This window comes from Janthinobacterium sp. HH106, assembly GCF_001758725.1.
GTDB lineage: Bacteria > Pseudomonadota > Gammaproteobacteria > Burkholderiales > Burkholderiaceae_D > Janthinobacterium.
On the sequence record NZ_LRIC01000030.1, the window covers coordinates 125047 to 143899 of the forward strand.

16 protein-coding genes and 1 riboswitch are annotated in these 18853 nt (G+C 63.0%); of the genes, 13 read left to right on the forward strand and 3 right to left on the reverse strand.

Annotated elements, in window-relative coordinates; all coding sequences use genetic code 11:
* Positions 1 to 96: 96 nt before the first annotated feature.
* On the reverse strand, positions 97 to 2904 hold the full coding sequence (locus JAB8_RS13570; protein ID WP_070290021.1) for a valine--tRNA ligase: 2808 nt from the start codon (positions 2902 to 2904) through the stop codon (positions 97 to 99).
* Positions 2905 to 3408: 504 nt separating this feature from the next.
* Here JAB8_RS13570 and JAB8_RS13575 point away from each other — a divergent pair.
* Positions 3409 to 4449: a porin gene (locus JAB8_RS13575; protein WP_070290247.1), complete on the forward strand. Its 1041-nt coding sequence runs from the start codon at positions 3409 to 3411 to the stop codon at positions 4447 to 4449.
* A gap of 7 nt (positions 4450 to 4456) precedes the next feature.
* On the opposite strand, the gene JAB8_RS13580 is transcribed toward JAB8_RS13575, so the two are convergent.
* Entirely contained in the window at positions 4457 to 6553 is a 2097-nt protein-coding gene (locus JAB8_RS13580; RefSeq protein ID WP_070290023.1) for an EAL domain-containing protein, read from the reverse strand.
* 238 nt (positions 6554 to 6791) lie between these two features.
* Between JAB8_RS13580 and JAB8_RS13585 the strand changes: the two genes are divergently transcribed.
* The 12 genes from JAB8_RS13585 to JAB8_RS13640 all read left to right on the forward strand — a co-directional run bounded on the left by JAB8_RS13585 (position 6792) and on the right by JAB8_RS13640 (position 18482).
* A complete protein-coding gene (locus JAB8_RS13585) occupies positions 6792 to 7532 on the forward strand; it encodes a Crp/Fnr family transcriptional regulator (protein ID WP_070290025.1) in 741 nt (246 codons plus the stop codon).
* Positions 7533 to 7747: 215 nt separating this feature from the next.
* Positions 7748 to 9487: an ATP-binding protein gene (locus JAB8_RS13590; RefSeq protein ID WP_070222854.1), complete on the forward strand. Its 1740-nt coding sequence runs from the start codon at positions 7748 to 7750 to the stop codon at positions 9485 to 9487.
* A 28-nt stretch (positions 9488 to 9515) separates the two neighbouring features.
* On the forward strand, positions 9516 to 10322 hold the full coding sequence (locus JAB8_RS13595) for a response regulator (protein WP_070222683.1): 807 nt from the start codon (positions 9516 to 9518) through the stop codon (positions 10320 to 10322).
* A gap of 38 nt (positions 10323 to 10360) precedes the next feature.
* Positions 10361 to 10618, forward strand: a complete 258-nt coding sequence (locus JAB8_RS13600; protein WP_070290027.1) for a hypothetical protein — start codon at positions 10361 to 10363, stop codon at positions 10616 to 10618.
* Positions 10619 to 10726: 108 nt separating this feature from the next.
* Positions 10727 to 10842: riboswitch (TPP riboswitch) on the forward strand.
* 79 nt (positions 10843 to 10921) lie between these two features.
* Positions 10922 to 12835 (forward strand): phosphomethylpyrimidine synthase ThiC, encoded by a 1914-nt coding sequence (gene thiC / locus JAB8_RS13605; RefSeq protein ID WP_070222679.1) that lies wholly within the window; start codon positions 10922 to 10924, stop codon positions 12833 to 12835.
* Between the two features lie 11 nt (positions 12836 to 12846).
* On the forward strand, positions 12847 to 13059 hold the full coding sequence (gene thiS / locus JAB8_RS13610) for a sulfur carrier protein ThiS (RefSeq protein ID WP_170846499.1): 213 nt from the start codon (positions 12847 to 12849) through the stop codon (positions 13057 to 13059).
* 157 nt (positions 13060 to 13216) lie between these two features.
* A complete protein-coding gene (locus tag JAB8_RS13615; protein WP_070290029.1) occupies positions 13217 to 14011 on the forward strand; it encodes a thiazole synthase in 795 nt (264 codons plus the stop codon).
* Positions 14011 to 14775 (forward strand): hydroxymethylpyrimidine/phosphomethylpyrimidine kinase, encoded by a 765-nt coding sequence (locus JAB8_RS13620; RefSeq protein ID WP_070290031.1) that lies wholly within the window; start codon positions 14011 to 14013, stop codon positions 14773 to 14775. Before JAB8_RS13615 ends, JAB8_RS13620 begins: the two co-directional genes overlap by 1 nt.
* 9 nt (positions 14776 to 14784) lie before the next feature.
* Positions 14785 to 15408: a thiamine phosphate synthase gene (gene thiE / locus JAB8_RS13625; RefSeq protein WP_070290033.1), complete on the forward strand. Its 624-nt coding sequence runs from the start codon at positions 14785 to 14787 to the stop codon at positions 15406 to 15408.
* 78 nt (positions 15409 to 15486) lie between these two features.
* A complete protein-coding gene (locus tag JAB8_RS13630; RefSeq protein WP_070290035.1) occupies positions 15487 to 16122 on the forward strand; it encodes a response regulator in 636 nt (211 codons plus the stop codon).
* 214 nt (positions 16123 to 16336) lie between these two features.
* On the forward strand, positions 16337 to 17443 hold the full coding sequence (locus tag JAB8_RS13635) for an S-(hydroxymethyl)glutathione dehydrogenase/class III alcohol dehydrogenase (RefSeq protein WP_070290037.1): 1107 nt from the start codon (positions 16337 to 16339) through the stop codon (positions 17441 to 17443).
* A 184-nt stretch (positions 17444 to 17627) separates the two neighbouring features.
* A complete protein-coding gene (locus JAB8_RS13640; RefSeq protein WP_139143045.1) occupies positions 17628 to 18482 on the forward strand; it encodes a hypothetical protein in 855 nt (284 codons plus the stop codon).
* Here the strand turns inward: JAB8_RS13640 and JAB8_RS13645 are convergent.
* Positions 18479 to 18754 carry a hypothetical protein gene (locus JAB8_RS13645; RefSeq protein WP_070290040.1) on the reverse strand — a complete coding sequence of 92 codons (276 nt, stop codon included), beginning with the start codon at positions 18752 to 18754 and terminating at the stop codon, positions 18479 to 18481. The genes JAB8_RS13640 and JAB8_RS13645 overlap by 4 nt on opposite strands.
* Positions 18755 to 18853: the final 99 nt, after the last annotated feature.

Below are 18853 nucleotides of genomic sequence, written 5' to 3' on the forward strand. Positions count from 1 at the left end.
TTTTTGATCGGGTCACGAACAGTTTATATACCAAGGCAAGACCAGCGGTGCTGCGCGGCGTCACGGATAACGCCGCGCAATCCTTCCAAACCTGCCTTATGCGCTGGCTAGTTTAGCAAACTGTTCGCGCAGTTTTTCAATTGTCGCCGAAAAACTGAGCAAACGCTCGTTTTCTTGCGCAACGATGGCGGCCGGGGCGCGCGCGACGAAGCTTTCATTGCCTAATTTGCTGTTTACTTTGGCAATTTCCGCTTCGATGCGGGCGATTTCCTTGCCCAGGCGCTCGCGTTCGGCCGCCACGTCGATTTCCACTTTCAGCATCAGCTTGGTGGTGCCGACGATGGCGACGGCGGCCGGCGAGTCCGGCAGCGCATCGACGATCTGCACTTCAGCCAGCTTGCCCAGCGACTGGATGTACGGTGCGTACGACGCCAGCGCAGCTTTTTCCGCCGCATTGCCCGCTTCGACGATCAGCGGCACGCGCACGGATGGCGAGATCTGCATTTCGCCGCGCAGGTTGCGCGTCGCGTCCGTCAAGGCCTTCAGCTGCTGCATCCACGCTTCGGCCGACTCATCGATCTTGTCGGTGTTGGCGATCGGATACGGCTGCATCATGATCGAATCACCCTCAGCTTTCAGGGTCTTGCCGGCCAGCGGCGCCACCGTCTGCCACAGGGCTTCCGTGACAAACGGGATGATCGGATGGGCCAGGCGCAGCACCACTTCCAGCACGCGCAGCAGGGTGTGGCGGGTGGCGCGCTGCTGGCCTTCCGTGCCCTGCTGCACTTGCACCTTGGCTACTTCCAGGTACCAGTCGCAATACTCGTCCCAGACGAATTTGTAGATGGTGGCGGCGATATTGTCGAAACGGAAGTCTTCAAAGCCCTTGGCCACGTCCAGTTCCGCTTTTTGCAGCAGCGAGATGATCCACTTGTCCGCTTGCGACAGGTCGGCGTCGTTCGGGGTGCAATCCTTGCCTTCCGTATTCATCATGACGAAACGGGTGGCGTTCCACATCTTGTTGCAGAAGTTGCGGTAGCCTTCGCAGCGGCCCAGGTCGAAGTTGATGTTGCGGCCCAGCGAGGCATAGCTGGCCATGGTGAAGCGCACGGCATCCGTGCCGTAGGCGGAAATGCCTTCCGGGAATTCCTTGCGCGTCGCCTTGGTGATCTTTTCCGCGTCGCGCGGGTTCATCAGGCCCGTGGTGCGCTTGACGATCAAGCCTTCCAGGTCGATGCCGTCGATCAGGTCGATCGGGTCCAGGGTGTTGCCCTTCGACTTGGACATTTTTTGGCCCGTCGAGTCGCGTACCAGGCCGTGCACGTAGACGGTTTCAAACGGCACCTTGCCCGTGAAGTGCGCCGTCATCATGACCATGCGCGCGACCCAGAAGAAGATGATGTCGAAACCCGTCACCAGCACGGACGAGGGCAGGAAAGCCTTCATGTCCGGAGTTTCTTCAGGCCAACCCATCGTCGAGAACGGCACGAGAGCCGACGAGAACCACGTGTCGAGCACGTCGTCGTCGCGTTTCAATGGGCCCGTGCTGCCGGCGGCCTGCGCCTTGGCGATGGCTTCCGCTTCTGTCTTGGCAACGAAGATATTGCCCTTGTCGTCGTACCAGGCCGGAATTTGATGGCCCCACCACAGCTGGCGCGAGATGCACCAGTCCTGGATGTTGTTGAGCCACTGGTTGTAGGTGGTGCTCCAGTTTTCCGGCACGAACTTGATTTCGCCGTTGGCGACCTTGTCCAGCGCCGTCTCGGCGATCGACTTGCCTGGGAAGAAGGTGCCTTCCGGCGCCGGTTTGCTCATGGCGACGAACCACTGGTCCGTCAGCATCGGCTCGATGACGACGCCCGTGCGGTCGCCGCGCGGCACCATCAATTTATGCGGCTTGACCTGTTCCAGCAAGCCTTGCGCGTCGAGGTCGGCGACGATCTGCTTGCGCGCGGCGAAGCGGTCCATGCCGCGATACGCTTCCGGCGCGTCGTCGGTGATCTTCGCGTCCAGGGTCAGGATGACGATCTGCGCCAGTTTGTGGCGTTGGCCGACGGCGTAATCGTTCATATCGTGCGCCGGGGTGATCTTGACGCAACCGGTGCCGAATTCCTTGTCGACGTATTCGTCGGCGATGATGGGGATTTCGCGGTCCGTCAGCGGCAGTTTGAGCATCTTGCCCACCAGCGCCGTGTAGCGCTCGTCCGTCGGATCGACGGCCACGGCCACGTCGCCCAGCATGGTTTCAGGACGCGTGGTGGCTACCGTCAGGAAACCGCTGCCGTCGGCCAGCGGGTATTTGATGTACCACATGGAGCCGTCTTCTTCTTCCGACACCACTTCCAGGTCGGACACGGCCGTGCCGAGCACGGGGTCCCAGTTGACGAGGCGCTTGCCGCGGTAGATCAGGCCTTGCTCGAACAGGCGCACGAAGACGTCGGTGACGACTTTCGAGCGCGGTTCATCCATCGTGAAGTATTCGCGCTGCCAGTCGGCCGAGGCGCCCAGGCGGCGCATCTGCCCGGTGATGATGGAACCGGATTTTTCTTTCCATTCCCACACTTTTTCCACGAATTTCTCGCGGCCCAGGTCATGGCGCGAAATCTTTTGCGCGTCCAGCTGGCGTTGCACGACGATTTGCGTGGCGATGCCCGCGTGGTCGGTGCCGGGAATCCAGGCCGTGTTGTGGCCCAGCATGCGGTGGTAGCGGGTCAGGCCATCCATGATGGTCTGGTTGAACGCATGGCCCATGTGCAAGGTGCCGGTGACGTTCGGCGGCGGCAACTGGATGCTGAAGGAAGGTTTTCCGGCATCGAGGGTGGCGGTAAAGTAACCGCGCTGTTCCCACTCGGTGCGCCAGAATTGTTCAATGTCGGCGGGCTCGAAAGACTTGGCTAATTCCATGATTTGGCGTGTGATTGGCAAAAGGAACCATTATAGATGACGCGGCAACGCCTGCAGCGTGGCAAGCGGCCTTTTTCAGTGTTTTGGCGGCTTTGCGGGCCGTTTGGCCGCAACAGAACGGAGATAAGCGCGCTGCCGATGTTATAATGCCGGCCTCGGCGCCTCCTGCCCCATCCTTGCGGACGGCGCCAGCAGACGCGGTTGCATTAAAGTTTCATATCCAGCACTCGTCCGCGTCTCACGGCCAGCGCATCTGCGATGCCAGCCACCTTCAGCGCGTCCCCTTCGGGCCGGGCGCCTGAGCCACGCGCACCGCCAGCGGTGCACCATTCACGGCGGAATCAAAGCGGCACGTCCATTGCACGCCGCTGCCGCCACAGCTTAGCCAGGATCTGTTGTCCGGCGCGTCGTCTTTTGATACGGCATACCCCGCTTGGCGCCTTGCCGCCTGCGGCCTTGCCGTGGCCGCCGCTTTCCTGGTTGCGCTTTTACAAGGAAATCATCATGAAAAAAATCGCCATCGTTGCCGGTCTTGCCACCACTCTGGGCGCCTTGCCTGCCGCCCAAGCCCAGTCGTCCGTTGATGTCTATGGTCTGATGGACGCGGGCCTGGTACAGGAAGGCGGCATCAGCAAGCTCACCAGTGGCATATCGGCCGGCTCGCGCCTGGGCCTGCGCGGCACGGAGTCGCTGGGCAATGGCTGGCAAGCCGTGTTCACCCTGGAAGCGGGCGTGCAGGGCGATACGGGCCGCTCGGACCAGGCGGGGCAATTGTTCGGCCGCCAGGCGTTTGTCGGCCTCGACAGCCCGCTGGGCATGCTGACCGTGGGCCGCCAGTACAACCTGCAAAGCCAGGCGTTGACCGACGTGGCCGACCCGTTCGAAGGCGGCTATGCCGGCGCGGCGACCAACCTGGCCGGCTATTCGGCCACGCGCATCGACAATACCGTGCGCTACACCTCGCCGGAATGGCGCGGCGTGACGGGCACCGTCATGTATGGCGCCGGCGAACACACGGGTGTGGCGGCGGACCAGCGCTCGCTGGGTCTGGCCCTCGGCTATGTCAACGGTCCGTTGACCTTGCGCCTGGCGCGCCAGAGCCGTGCGGGCGAGCCGGGTAAGGCCGACGCGAACAACACGATTCTGGCCGGTAACTACAACTTCGGCGTGGCCACGGCGTTTGCCGGCTATGGCCGCAACACGGGCGAGGGCAGCACCATGTTCTTCGCGGAAAACCCATATGGCGCGGCGCAGGCGCCCACCGCGTCGAACGACAGCCGCGACGCCATCGTTGGCGTCTCCGTGCCGCTGGGCGCGACGACTTTGCTGGCCTCGTATGTGCGCAAGGATGACCGCGACAGCGCCAACCGCGATGCGCAGCAGCTGGCCATCGGCGCCACGTACGCCTTGTCCAAGCGCAGCAAGGTGTATCTTGCCTACGCGCATATCCGCAACCGCAACGACGCCGCCTACATGGTGGGCAATGCCACGGAAGTGGGCACGGGCAACCGCGCCTTCAACGTCGGCTTGCGCCACGCGTTTTAACGCCTGGTCAACCCATCGCCAGGGCCGGCAACATGCTGCCTTGGCGTAATAATGCTTCGAAGGCGGGCGCGGCCAGGGGGCGGCTGAACAGATAGCCCTGCATCTGGTCGCAGCCATGCTGGCGCAGGAAGGCCAGCTGCTGCGCCGTTTCCACGCCTTCGGCGATCACTTTCAGGCGCAGACTGTGCGCCAGCGAAATAATGGCGCGCACGATGGCCGCATCGTCGTCGCTGTGCGTGATGTCGCTGACGAAGGTTTTGTCGATCTTTAATACATCGATGGGGAAGTGGCGCAGGTAGGCCAGGCTGGAATAGCCGGTGCCGAAGTCGTCGATGGACAGTTGCACGCCCAGCGCCTTCAGGTTGGCCATGATGGCGGTGGCTTGCTCCACGTTATGCATGACCATGCTTTCCGTTAATTCCAGTTCCAGATGGGCGGCGTCGAGACCTGTCTCGGCCAGCGCCTGTGCCACAGCGTGCAGCAGATTTCTTTGCTTGAATTGTCGTGCCGACAGGTTCACGGCCAGGCGCAGCGGACCATGGCCTGCCAGCTGCCAGGCGCGTGTCTGGGCGCACGCCGTGCGCAGGACCCAGTCGCCGATGGGCGTGATCAAGCCCATTTCCTCGGCAAGGCCGATGAAGCTGGCAGGTGGAATACGCCCCAGTTGCGGATGTTGCCAGCGCAGCAGCGCTTCCATGCCCACCACCGCGCCGCTGGCCAGATCCAGCTGGGGCTGGTATTCGAGGTGAAACTGCCCGCGTTCCAGGGCGTGGCGCAATTCGCTCTCGAGTCCCAGTTGTTCCAGGGTGCCTGAATTCATGCCCGAGGCATAGAATTGCCAGTGGCCCCGTCCCTGTTCCTTGGCGCGGTACATGGCGATGTCGGCGTGCTTGATCAAGGTGTCGGCATTCTGGCCATCGTCGGGATACACGGCCACGCCCATGCAGCAGCTGAGAAAAAATTCATATTCGCCCAGTTGCAGCGGCTGCGCCACGGCGTCCTGGATGCGCTGCAGGATGGCGGCGCCCGGTTCGCCAGCGCCATGCTGTGGCAACAGCAGCACGAATTCGTCGCCGCCCAGGCGTGCCACCGTGTCGACTTCACGCGTGGCGTCGCGCAGGCGCTCGGCCACGTTTTTCAGCACCAGGTCGCCCGCATCGTGGCCCAGGGTGTCGTTGACGAATTTAAAGCGGTCGAGATCGATGAACACCACCCACAGGGGCTGGCCGCTGCGCCGCGTCACGGCCATCGCCTGTTCCAGCCGTTCGCGCAGCAGGGCGCGGTTGGCCAGCCCCGTCAGGATATCGTGCCGGGCCTGGAATTCCAGTTCCTGCTCGAAGCGCATGACGGTGCTGATGTCGTATTGCGCCACGACAAAGTGGCTGACGGCGCCATCGCCATCGTCGCGCACGGGCGCGACGAACAGCTCGCTCCAATAAGTGCTGCCATCCTTGCGGAAATTGCGCACGATGGCCTTGCCTTCGCGCTGTTCGCGCAGTGCGGCCGTAATCTGATGCATGTCTTGCCGCCCCTGCTCCGGACCCTGCAAGTCTTCCAGGCGCTGGCCGATGACTTCGCCGGCCGCATAGCCGGTGATGCGCTCGAAGGCGGGATTGACGTATTCGATCAGGTAGCCGGGTGCGTCGGCGCTGCACAGGATGATGGCGTTGGCCGACACTTCGATGATGCGTTCGCGCAAACGCAGCGACTTTTCATTGCGCATGCGCGCCGCGATGTCTTCGGACAGGCGCAAATTGGCAAACTGCAGCGCCGCCGTGCGTTCGCCCGTGATGCGGGCAATCACGAAATTGCGCGACACCAGCTGGTATACATAGGCCGTTGCCAGCAGGCTCGACAGCAGTCCGCCCAGCAGCACATACAGCGAACCGCGATGGTTGGCATCGGGCGCCATGCCTTTGGCCGGCAGCAGGGCCGCGCCCAGCGTATGCCCGCTGGCGTAGTACTGCAGCAACAGCTTGCTGCTTTCCGACTCGATCTGGCGTGCCGAGGCGTAGCACAGGGCCGTCAGGCACAGCCCGACCGTCAGGGTGATCAGGGCCGAGATGGAGACGGAAATGGAGATACGTTTGAAGAATGATTGCATGATGGCGTCCGGTAGCAGCGCCGGCGCCGATCCATGATCCGGCAGCTCTGGCAGTGACTGACTGTAGGGCGGCAGGCGCCGCGGGGTCCGTTCGCTGGCGAACGGACAAGCATGCTTGCAAGAAATATAGTCGGGCCACTGTGCAGGCGCTGTGTTACGCTGCTGCATATGGCGCCCCTCGTTCGGACGTCTTTCACTTCTCTCCCTAGCTGACGACTGGAAACCAGGAAAACTGCCCATGTCGAGTCCGCATGCCCAGCTGCACAACCCGAATCAAAACCATTTACTCGCCGCCATGCTCGACGCCGATTTCGCGCGCCTGGCTCCCCATCTGGAGCAAGTCTCCATGCTGCTGGGCGATGTGATCTACGACTCGGGCGACAAGCTGCAGTATGTATACTTCCCCACCACGGCCATCGTTTCCATCCATTACCTGCTGGAAAACGGCGGCTCGTCCGAGATCGCCGGCGTCGGCAACGAGGGCATCGTGGGCGTGTCGCTGTTCATGGGCGGCAACTCGACACCGAGCCGCGCCGTCGTGCAGACAGGCGGCGTCGGCTACCGGCTCAAGGCCCACCTGCTGATGGAAGAGTTCGACCGCGCCGGCCCCGTCATGCGTTTGCTGCTGCGTTATACGCAAGCGCTGATCACGCAAATGTCGCAAACGGCCGTGTGCAACCGCCACCATACGGTGGAGCAGCAGCTGTGCCGCTGGCTGCTGCTGACCATGGACCGCCTGCCGAACCGCGAGCTGACCATGACGCAGGAACTCATCGCCAACATGCTGGGCGTGCGCCGCGAAGGCGTCACGGAAGCGGCGGGGCGATTGCAGACGTGCGGCTTCATCAGCTACCGGCGTGGCCATATCTCCGTGCTGGACCGCGCCGGCCTCGAAGGCCATGTGTGCGAATGCTATGGCGTCGTGAAGAAGGAATTCACGCGCCTGCTGTCGGACGTGCGCCAGCGCCAAGGCCGCTAAACGCCGCATTTCCCTCTCTTTTATTATTGTCCTAGCCCAGGCTACCTATGTACTCAGTTGAAAATCACCCTACTCGCGCCCCTTCGCGCTGGCCCATGACATTGGCATTCTCGTTCAGCGCCATCGTATTGGTGGTCATCGGCGTGCTGGCCTGGCGCGCGCCGCCTTTTGATGCGGCGATCCTGATCGAGGCCCTGGTATGCCTGCTGTTGCTGATGCTGGTGGCGCTGTACCGGCGCACGGTGTCGGCCAGCCTGCCGCGCCAGCTGCTCAAGGCGGGCGCCTTGCAGGATGCGATTTTCAACAGCGCCAATTTCTCGTGCATCGCCACCGATGCGCAGGGCGTGATCCAGATCTTCAACGTGGGCGCCGAACGCATGCTCGGCTACGCAGCCAGCGACGTGGTCGACAAACTGACGCCGGCCGGTATTTCCGACGCGCAAGAAATCGTCACCCGCGCCGCCGCCCTCAGCGCCGAGCTCGACACCGTCATCACGCCGGGCGTGGAAGCGCTCGTGTTCAAGGCCACGCGCGGCATCGAAGACATCTATGAGCTGACCCACATCCGCAAGGATGGCAGCCGCTTCCCCGCCATCGTCTCCGTGACGGCCTTGCGCGACGCGCAGAGCAAGGTCATCGGCTATCTGCTGATCGGCACCGACAACACGGTGCGCAAGCAGGTCGAGGCGGAACAGGCGCTGCTGGACCAGCGCCTGCGCGAACAGCAGGCGTACACGCGCTCGCTGGTCGAGACCAATAATGCCGAGTTGAAAAAGGCGCGACTGGTGGCGGAAAAGGCCAACCGCGCCAAGTCCGAATTCCTGTCGAGCATGAGCCATGAATTGCGCACGCCCTTGAATGCCGTGCTGGGCTTTGCCCAGCTCATGGCGTCCGACGTGCCGCCGCCCAGCCCGCCGCAGCAGCGTTCGATCGAGCAAATCCTCAAGGGCGGCTGGTACCTGTTGCGCTTGATTAATGAAATTCTCGACCTGGCCATGATCGAATCGGGCAAGGTCACCCTGTCCCAGGAAGCGATGTCGCTGCTCGACGTGCTGCAGGATTGCCAGGCCATGATCGCGCCGCAGGCGGAAAAGCGCGGCATCCGCATGCATTTCCCCCGCTGCGGCAAGGCGTTCTATGTGCATGCGGACCGCACGCGCGTGAAACAGGTGATGATCAACCTGCTGTCGAACGCCATCAAGTACAACCAGGGCGGCGGCGCCGTCACCGTCGAATGCAGCCGGCATGGCGAGCGCGTGCGCGTGAGCGTGCGCGACAGCGGCGCCGGCCTCGACGCGGCCCAGGTGGCGCAGCTGTTCCAGCCGTTTAATCGCCTGGGACAGGAAAACAGCACGGAAGAGGGCACGGGCATCGGCCTGGTCGTCACCAAGCAACTGGTCGAATTGATGGGCGGCACCATCGGCGTCGACAGCACCGTCGGCGTGGGCACCACGTTCTGGTTCGAGCTGGCCGCCAGCAGCGCACCGGAACTGGTGCTGGGCGACGGCGATGCGCTGCCGCAGGTGCAGGAACCGCAGGAAAGCCAGCGCACTTTGCTGTACGTGGAAGACAATCCCGCCAACCTGGCGCTGGTCGAGCAATTGATCGCCCGCCGCAGCGACTTGAAACTGCTGACGGCCATCGATGCGCATCTGGGCATCGACCTGGCGCGCACCTACCAGCCCGACGTGATCTTGATGGATATCAACCTGCCCGGCATCAGCGGCTATGGCGCGCTGCATATCCTGCATGATGATCCCCTCACCAGCCACATCCCCGTCATGGCCTTGTCGGCCAATGCCGTGCCGCGCGACATCGAGAAAGGCTTGCAAGCGGGCTTCTTCCGCTATCTCACCAAGCCGATCAAGGTGGTCGAATTCATGGATGCGCTCGATGTAGCCCTGCACCATGCAGCCGCGCACGGCCTGGCCGACGACACTCACGCAATACGCTAATTCAGCAATCAATTTTAGGAATACCGCCATGCTTCAAGCCACCGAGATCCTGAACGCCAGCATCCTCATCGTCGATGACCAGGAGGCCAACGTCATGCTGCTCGAACAGGTGCTGCGCAATGCCGGCTACACGCGCATCACGTCCACCATGGACCCGCAAGCCGTGCGTGCGCTGCATCAGCAGCACCGCTACGACCTGATCCTGCTCGACTTGCAGATGCCGGAAATGGATGGCTTCGAAGTCATGGAAGGCTTGCGCGACCTCGAGGCGGGCAGCTACCTGCCCGTGCTGGTGATCACGGCCCAGCCCGGCCACAAGCTGCGCGCCCTGCAAGCGGGCGCCAAGGATTTCGTCAGCAAGCCCTTCGACCTGGTGGAAGTCAAGACGCGCATCCACAACATGCTGGAAGTGCGCTTGCTGTACCAGAAGCTGGCCGAATACAACAAGTCGCTGGAACAGATGGTGGAAGACCGCACGGCGGAGCTGCGCGAAAGCGAAGCGCGCTTTCAGCGTTTCACGGAACTGTCGTCCGACTGGTACTGGGAACAGGATGCGCAGGGCAATTTGACGCGCTTTTCCGGCCCCGTGGCCGAGATGCTGGGCATCGGCAGCGAGGAAGAGCCGCAGCGCTGGAATGCCGCCGAGCGCGCCTTGCTCGACGCAAAAATTGCCGCGCGCGAACCGTTTCTCGACTTCATCTACAGCCGCGCCAACCTCGACGGCAGCACGCAGTACCTGCAGGTCAGCGGCGAACCGATGTTCGACAATGGCAGCCGCTTCATCGGCTACCGCGGCATCGGCCTCGATGTCACGGAGCGCTTGCGGGGAGCGTGATTTATACTTGGTGTTATTGATATTGACCAGGAAAAATCATGACTGACAAATCACCACCGCAATACTGGTTCCCCGCCAAGACCTATGGCTGGGGCTGGGGCTTGCCCATCACCTGGCAGGGCTGGCTGGTGTTCCTGGCCGCGCTGGCGCTGTTCGCCTGCGGCGCCTTCCTGTTCCCGCCGCAAACCATGCTCGTCGGCTACATCGTGTATGAAGTGGCCATCGTCGCCGTGCTCATTTTCATCTGCCAGCTGAAGGGCGAACCGACCGCCTGGCGCTGGGGCAAGAAGAAATAATCGTGACGCCATCTGCTGCATTGCAGCAGATGCGCAAAGACGACACCTGCAAGAAATCATCTGGCCACGCGGCGCGAACCGCGTATAATTGGCTCGCTGCCGCAAGGCGGCAAACGCTAGGGGTCCTGCCTTTCGCTGTGGAAACACAGTGCAAGCGCGGGTGAGAAATACCCTCCGAACCTGATCTGGATAATGCCAGCGAAGGGAAGCTTTAGGATGAACGCACCCCGCCTTTCCGCGTGCGTAATTCCGAACCTCCTTAGCTGGCTCCAGGCTTAAAAATAGTCTAGCCAAGGAGCCAAAATGAACGCCAACCCGAAATTCCTCTCCGCCACCGCCACGGTCGACGAAGCCGCCATCGCGCCGCTGCCCAATTCGCGCAAGATCTACGTGCAGGGCAGCCGCCCCGACATCCGCGTACCCATGCGCGAGATCAGCCAGTCCGACACGGAAGCATCGTTCGGCGGCGAAAAGAATCCGCCGATCTACGTCTACGATACCTCCGGCCCGTACACGGACCCGGACGTGCGGATCGACATCCGCTCGGGCCTCGATACGCCGCGCCTGCCATGGATCATGGAGCGGGCCGATACGGAAGAGTTGCCCGGCCCCACTTCCGACTACGGCATCGCCCGCCTGGCGGACCCGAAGCTGGCCGAGCTGCGTTTCAATCTGCACCGCAAGCCGCGCCGCGCCATTGCCGGCAAGAATGTTACACAGATGCATTACGCGCGCCAGGGCATCATCACGCCGGAAATGGAATTCGTCGCCATCCGCGAAAACATGCGCCGCCAGGAATATCTGCGTGAACTGAAAGCTTCCGGCCCCATGGGCGAGCGCCTGGCCGACCTGATGGGCCGCCAGCACCCGGGCCAGTCGTTCGGCGCCAGCATCCCGGCCGAGATCACGCCGGAATTCGTGCGCGAGGAAATCGCCCGCGGCCGCGCCATCATTCCCGCCAACATCAACCACCCGGAAGTCGAGCCGATGATCATCGGCCGCAATTTCCTCGTGAAAATCAACGCCAACATCGGCAATTCCGCCGTCACCTCGTCGATCGGCGAGGAAGTGGAAAAGATGACCTGGGCCATCCGCTGGGGCGGCGATAACGTGATGGACTTGTCTACCGGCAAGCATATCCACGAAACGCGCGAATGGATCGTGCGCAACAGCCCCGTGCCCATCGGCACCGTGCCCATTTACCAGGCCTTGGAAAAGGTCAACGGCAAGGCCGAGGATCTGACGTGGGAAATCTTCCGCGACACTTTGATCGAGCAGGCCGAGCAGGGCGTCGACTACTTCACCATCCACGCGGGCGTGCTGCTGCGCTACGTTCCGATGACGGCCAAGCGCCTGACGGGCATCGTTTCGCGCGGCGGCTCCATCATGGCCAAATGGTGCCTGGCGCACCACCAGGAATCGTTCCTGTACACGCATTTCGAAGAAATCTGCGAAATCATGAAGGCGTATGACGTGTCGTTCTCGCTGGGCGACGGCTTGCGTCCCGGTTCCATCTACGACGCCAACGACGAGGCGCAGCTGGGCGAATTGAAGACCCTGGGCGAGCTGACGCAGGTTGCCTGGAAGCACGACGTGCAAGTGATGATCGAGGGCCCGGGCCACGTGCCCATGCAACTCATTAAAGAAAACATGGACTTGCAGTTGGAGCAGTGCGGCGAAGCGCCGTTCTACACCCTGGGGCCGCTGACGACGGACATCGCGCCCGGCTACGACCACATCACTTCGGGCATCGGCGCGGCCATGATCGGCTGGTATGGCACGGCCATGCTGTGCTACGTGACGCCGAAGGAACACCTGGGCTTGCCCAACAAGGCGGACGTCAAGGACGGCATCATCACGTACAAGATCGCGGCGCATGCGGCCGACCTGGCGAAAGGCCATCCGGGCGCGCAGATCCGCGACAACGCGCTGTCGAAAGCCCGCTTCGAATTCCGCTGGGACGACCAGTTCAACATCGGCCTGGACCCGGACAAGGCGCGCGAATTCCACGATGAAACCTTGCCCAAGGATTCAGCCAAGGTGGCGCATTTCTGCTCCATGTGCGGCCCCCATTTCTGTTCGATGAAGATCACGCAGGAAGTGCGCGAATACGCGGCCGGTATGGGCATCGCGGAAGACAAGGCGCTCCAGCAGGGCATGGAAATCAAGGCCATCGAGTTCATCAAGAACGGCGCCGAGCTGTACCGCAAGGTCTGAAGGAGAGCGTGATGCCTGCATTGATATCCATCACGCTCAACGGCGCACCGCACCAGGTGCCGCCGGGGCAGACACTCGATCAATTGATTGCCGCGCTGTCGCTGGAAAACCAGGCGCTGGCGCTGGCCGTCAACCGCAACGTCGTGCCGCGCAAGGCGTGGCCAGGACAGGTCTTGCAAACGCAAGACCAAGTGGAAATTGTACGCGCCATTGGCGGTGGCTGAAAACGTCCAAGCAAACCTACTGCGCGTCGTGCTTTGCGGCCTGTGATGCTCACCGGCTCGGCGCCCCCGTGCTCTAGCACGGTTGCGCGTCTCGGCCACAAATCATCGCCGCTCGCTACGGTTTTCTTCGGACGTTTAAAAACTTAAGGAAAAGCACATGAATACCGCAACACATGACGACCTGCTGACCATCGCAGGCAAGCAATACCAATCGCGCTTGCTGGTGGGCAGCGGCAAGTACAAGGACTTGCCGCAGACGCGCGAAGCGACGGACGCTGCCGAGGCGCAGATCATCACGGTGGCGATCCGCAGGGTCAACATTGGCCAGGACCCGAACGCGCCCAGCCTGCTGGACTTCGTGCCGCCCGACCAGTACACGATACTGCCGAACACGGCCGGCTGCTACAACGCGAAAGACGCCGTCTACACCCTGCAGCTGGCGCGTGAACTGCTGGGCGGGCGCAACCTGGTGAAGCTGGAAGTGCTGGGTGATGAAAAGACCCTGTTCCCGCACATGCCGGAAACGTTGATTGCGGCCGAAGCGCTGGTCAAGGATGGTTTCGACGTGATGGTCTACTGCAGCGACGACCCCATCCAGGCGAAGATTCTGGAAGAGATCGGCTGCGTGGCCGTCATGCCGCTGGCGTCCCTGATCGGCTCGGGCATGGGCATCCTGAATCCGTGGAACTTGTCCTTGATCATCGACCAGGCGAAAGTCCCCGTGCTCGTCGATGCGGGCGTGGGCACGGCGTCGGATGCGGCCATCGCCATGGAACTGGGCTGCGATGGCGTGCTGATGAACACGGCCATTGCCGGCGCGCGCGACCCCGTGCGCATGGCGCGTGCCATGAAGCTGGCCGTGCGGGCCGGGCGCGAAGCGTTTCTGGCGGGACGCATGCCGCGCAAATTTGCCGCTTCCCCATCGTCGCCGATGGCGGGCCGCCTGGCGTGATGGTGCCAACGTTGCCGACGGTGCTGGTGTTTGCCGGCGCCGACCCGTCGGGCGGCGCCGGCATCGCCGCCGATATTGTCGCGATTGCCGCGCAGGGCGCGCATGCCTTGCCCGTGATCACGGCGCTGACGGTGCAGGACAATGACCGCGTGTTTGCTGTCGAGCCGGTGGCGCCGGAGCTGCTGCGCCGGCAGGCGCTGGCGCTGATCGACAAGATCGCCATCGATGCCGTGAAGATCGGCATTCCCGGCAGCGCCGCGAATGCGGCCGTCATCGCGCAGCTGATCGCGCAATTGCGCCAAAGCCGGCCGGACTTGCCCGTGGTGCTCGATCCCGTGCTGGCCAGCGGCCATGGCGACGTGCTCAGCCGGGATGATGCCGTGCTGGCGCTGGCGCCCTTGCTGCCGGTGACTACCGTGATCGTACCGAACGGGCCCGAAGCGCTGGCTCTCGGTGGCGAAGCAGCGTTGCGCGCGCAAGGCTGTGGCCACGTGCTGGTGACGGGCGGCCATGGCGAGGGCGAGACGATCATCAACCGCTGGTTTGACGCCGCTGGCGGGGAGCGCGAATGGCGCTGGCCGCGCCTGCCCGGAGAATTTCACGGCAGCGGCTGCACCCTGGCCTCGGCCATCGCGGCGCGCCTGGCACTGGGACAGGCATTGCCTGAAGCGCTTGATCTGGCGCAAAGCTATTGCCATGCGGCCCTGACCGGCGCGTATGCGATTGCGCCAGGTCAGCTTATGCCGCAACGATTCATTCAATAAGGAAACATCATGCGTGGACTGTATCTGGTTACCCCGAATTGGGACGACACCGACCGCCTGCTCGACATCACGGAACAGGCCTTGCACGGCGGCGTGGCCCTGCTGCAATACCGCCACAAGAGCGCCGAGGCGCAGCAGCGGCGCGAGCAGGCGGGCGCCTTGCTGGCCCTGGCCCGCAAGTATGGCGTGCCCTTCATCATCAATGACTTTATCGAGCTGTGCGAAGAACTCGACGCCGATGGCGTGCACGTGGGCGGCCTGGACGCGTCCGTGGCGCAGGTGCGCGCGCGCCTGGGCAAGGACAAGATCGTCGGCGCTTCCTGCTATGGCGACATGGCCCTGGCCAGGACGGCCGAGGCCGGCGGCGCCAGCTATGTGGCCTTCGGCGGCTTTTATCCTTCGCTGGTGAAAAAGTATCCGGTGACCACGCCCCTGGACATCGTGCTGCAGGCGAAACGCGAGATCGCCTTGCCCTGCGTGGTGATCGGCGGCATGACGCCGGAGAACGCGGCGCCGCTGGTGGCGCGCGGCGCCGACATGGTGGCGGCCATCAGCAGCGTCTTTAATAATGCATACGAGGCGGACGATGTGAATATTGCGGTGCAGCAATTCAATCAATTATTCGCGGCATGAGCATGGACATACGGGGCTGATTTGGGGCAATAATCGGCATATAATAAGAACATCATTCATTACCGAGGTTCCCCACCCATGAGTCAGCCAGCCGCCGCGAAACGCCTTATCCTGATCGTTGACGATGACCAGCTCCTGTTGGAATTCCTCGGCGAAGTCCTGCGCCATGCCGGCTACGAGACGGCCCTGGCCCATTCGGCCGAAGTGGCGCTGCAGCTGATCGCTCAGCGCGAGCCGGACCTGGCTTTGCTCGACATCCACATGCCGGGCATGTCCGGCCTGGAACTGGCCAAGCGTCTGCATGGCGAGACGGGCGTGCCGTTCATGTTCCTGTCCGGCAGCGGTGACAGCGAATCGGGCAAGCAGGCGGCTGCCTACGGCGCCGTCGGCTACGTGGTGAAACCCGTCGATGAAGGCCGCTTGATGCCCGCGTTCGAAGCGGGCCTGGCCCGTGCCGACGAGATCCGCCAGCTGCGGCGTACCGAGCTGAACCTGAACGCGGCCCTGGCCGCCGGACGCGAAACGAGTTTGGCCGTTGGATTGCTGATGGGCAAGTTCCAGACGGACCGCAACACGGCGTTCGAAGTGCTGCGCGACCATGCCCGTTCCAGCCGCCGCAAGATCAATGAAATCGCCAGCCAGCTGCTGCTGGCCGAGGAAACCCTGAACGGCTTGCACGGCGCCTTCCTCAACCGGGCCAAGAAGAACGTCTGAGAAAATCTGCTGCGCGGTGCGATTTGCGGCCGGCGATGCTCACTGTGCATGCGCACAGCTGCGCTTCTCGGCCACAACTCACATCCGCTCGCTACGATTTTGTCAGACGTCGTGGCGTTCCGAACGGGCGTGCACTCGTCATCGGCGAATTGTCTTGCTATCATGGTTAATGCTGGCGCGCTGTAGCGCACCTTAAAATTTAGACAGGACACACATGAAAACCAAAGCAGCGATTGCCTGGAAGGCGGGCGCCCCGCTGACCATCGAAGAAGTCGACCTGGCCGGCCCGCGCGAGGGCGAAGTACTGGTCGAGATCAAGGCCACGGGCATTTGCCACACCGATTACTACACCCTGTCGGGCGCCGATCCGGAAGGCATCTTCCCGTCGATTCTCGGCCATGAAGGCGCCGGCATCGTCGTCGACGTGGGCCCGGGCGTGAAAAGCCTGAAGAAGGATGACCACGTCATCCCGCTGTACACGCCGGAATGCCGCCAGTGCAAATTCTGCCTGTCGCAAAAGACCAACCTGTGCCAGTCGATACGCTCGACCCAGGGCCGCGGCCTGATGCCGGACGCCACCTCGCGCTTTTCCATCGACGGCAAGCCCATCTTCCACTACATGGGCACCTCCACCTTCTCGAACTACATCGTCGTGCCGGAAATCGCGCTCGCAAAAATCCGCGAAGACGCACCGTTCGACAAGGTCTGCTACATCGGCTGCGGCGTCACCACCGGCGTGGGCGCCGTGCTGTTTACGGCCAAGGTCGAGGCGGGCGCGAATGTCGTCGTGTTCGGCCTGGGCGGCATCGGCCTGAACGTGATCCAGGCGGCGAAGATGGTCGGCGCCGATAAAATCATCGGCGTCGACATCAACCCGGCGCGCCAGGACATCGCCCGCAAGTTCGGCATGACGCATTTCGTCAACGCCAACGAAGTGGACAACGTCGTCGACACCATCGTGCAGCTGACGGACGGCGGCGCCGACTATTCGTTTGAATGCATCGGCAACACCACCACCATGCGCCAGTCGCTCGAGTGCTGCCACAAGGGCTGGGGCCAGTCCATCATCATCGGCGTGGCGGCGGCCGGCCAGGAAATTTCCACCCGTCCATTCCAGCTGGTGACGGGGCGCGTGTGGAAAGGTTCCGCCTTCGGCGGCGCGCGCGGCCGCACGGACGTGCCGAAGATCGTCGACTGGTACATGGAAGGCAAGCTCAATATCGACGACTTGATCACGCACCGTCTGAAGCTCGACGACATCAATCAGGGTTTCGACCTGATGAAAAGCGGCGAATCGATCCGCTCCGTCGTGCTGTATTAATTGAAATACGCCGTACCACGGCGTTTTTGCGGAGGCTGCGGCCTCCGTTTTTTTTGCCCGCGTGCCATCCATCGTCCATGTCTGCCATCCAGGCAGGTCTTTTTGCAGCCTGTCGCACCGCGCTGGAGCCGTGCGCCATCCATCGCTACAGTCAATGCTCCACTAATTTTGCGACGAGGCAGCCATGTCCACTTCCCACCGTTTGATCCTCAGCCTGGCCGGTATCCTGCTTGGCGGCAGCGCGCTGGCCGTGCAGCCGCCGCAGCCGCCCGCGCCGCCGGCCGCACCGGCCGCGCCGAGCAAGCAGATCAATATTTCCATGGGCAGCGGCGATGGCTATGCGCTCGTCGACAGCAGCGAGGATAGCGTGACCATGGCCGGCACCGATGTCGACGGCCAGCAGATCAAGCAGCTGCAGCGTTCGCTCAAGGGACAGTTCCTGTGGTTCCGCGACCAGGGCAAGGGCTATGTGACGCAGGATGCCGCGCTGCTGGCCCGCGTGCGCGACGCCTGGAAGCCGTCGCAAGACCTGGGCTTTCAGATGAGTGGCCTGGGCAAGCAGATGAGCGAACATGGCAAGGCGATGGGCGAACTGGGCAGCAAGATGGGCGCCCATGGCGCGGCGCAGGCGAACGTCGGTGCGCGCGATGTGGCGCAACTGCAGGCGCTGGGCCGCCAGCAGCAGGAACTGGGCCGCAAGATGGGCGAGGCGGCGCGCCGCCAGGCGCAGGCCACCACGGAGATGGCGCGCCGCGCGGCCGGACGCGAGGTGGAACGCCTGCAGCAGCAGATGGAAGATGCGCAGGACGCCATGGAAGAGGTCAACGACCGCATTGCCGCCGCGCAAGAACGCGAGGCGGACAAGGTGGATGCGCTGTCGCGCCAGATGAATCAGCGCGGCAAGCCGATGGAAACCCTGGGCAAGCAGATGGAAGCGCTGGGACGCCAGCAGGAAAAGGCCACCAAGGCAGCGGACAAGACCACGCGCCAGGTGATCGCCCAGGCGCTCAGCGAGGGCAAGGCCAAGCCGGTGCGCTAGACTTGCTTCCATACGGCGGCCACGGCCCGGTATTGCGCCGGCAGCTGCGCCCTGGCCTCGTCTTCGCTCGCATACACCTCATCCTGCAGCGTTTCCCAGCGAGCGTCGCAGCTGAAACGGTAGACGCGCGCCTCGCCCGCATACTGGCACACGGCCAGGCCGTGGATGGCGACGGGGGCGGTGCCGTCTTCACTGGCGACGTGGCCGAAGGGCTGGTCGGACCAGCCCCAGGTCAGTACGCGGGCGCCGTCGAGGTGGGTGGGTGGTGTCATGGGGATACAGGCCATTGTGTCGGGATGCCGATTGTAGCGCGCGTGGGTAAAATGGCGCGACCGCTGGACAAATGCACAGTATTTTTAGCCATGCCGGTA

Bases quoted from the DNA above. Each gene is read 5' to 3' on its own strand.
- thiC (WP_070222679.1), top strand. From the start codon at position 10,922: ATGAACGCCAACCCGAAATTCCTCTCCGCCACCGCCACGGTCGACGAA.
- JAB8_RS13630 (WP_070290035.1), top strand. From the start codon at position 15,487: ATGAGTCAGCCAGCCGCCGCGAAACGCCTTATCCTGATCGTTGACGAT.
- JAB8_RS13580 (WP_070290023.1), bottom strand. From the start codon at position 6,553: ATGCAATCATTCTTCAAACGTATCTCCATTTCCGTCTCCATCTCGGCC.
- thiS (WP_170846499.1), top strand. From the start codon at position 12,847: ATGCCTGCATTGATATCCATCACGCTCAACGGCGCACCGCACCAGGTG.
- JAB8_RS13635 (WP_070290037.1), top strand. From the start codon at position 16,337: ATGAAAACCAAAGCAGCGATTGCCTGGAAGGCGGGCGCCCCGCTGACC.
- JAB8_RS13585 (WP_070290025.1), top strand. From the start codon at position 6,792: ATGTCGAGTCCGCATGCCCAGCTGCACAACCCGAATCAAAACCATTTA.
- JAB8_RS13595 (WP_070222683.1), top strand. From the start codon at position 9,516: ATGCTTCAAGCCACCGAGATCCTGAACGCCAGCATCCTCATCGTCGAT.
- JAB8_RS13645 (WP_070290040.1), bottom strand. From the start codon at position 18,754: ATGACACCACCCACCCACCTCGACGGCGCCCGCGTACTGACCTGGGGC.
- thiE (WP_070290033.1), top strand. From the start codon at position 14,785: ATGCGTGGACTGTATCTGGTTACCCCGAATTGGGACGACACCGACCGC.
- JAB8_RS13620 (WP_070290031.1), top strand. From the start codon at position 14,011: ATGGTGCCAACGTTGCCGACGGTGCTGGTGTTTGCCGGCGCCGACCCG.
- JAB8_RS13640 (WP_139143045.1), top strand. From the start codon at position 17,628: ATGTCCACTTCCCACCGTTTGATCCTCAGCCTGGCCGGTATCCTGCTT.
- JAB8_RS13570 (WP_070290021.1), bottom strand. From the start codon at position 2,904: ATGGAATTAGCCAAGTCTTTCGAGCCCGCCGACATTGAACAATTCTGG.
- JAB8_RS13600 (WP_070290027.1), top strand. From the start codon at position 10,361: ATGACTGACAAATCACCACCGCAATACTGGTTCCCCGCCAAGACCTAT.
- JAB8_RS13615 (WP_070290029.1), top strand. From the start codon at position 13,217: ATGAATACCGCAACACATGACGACCTGCTGACCATCGCAGGCAAGCAA.
- JAB8_RS13575 (WP_070290247.1), top strand. From the start codon at position 3,409: ATGAAAAAAATCGCCATCGTTGCCGGTCTTGCCACCACTCTGGGCGCC.
- JAB8_RS13590 (WP_070222854.1), top strand. From the start codon at position 7,748: ATGCTGGTGGCGCTGTACCGGCGCACGGTGTCGGCCAGCCTGCCGCGC.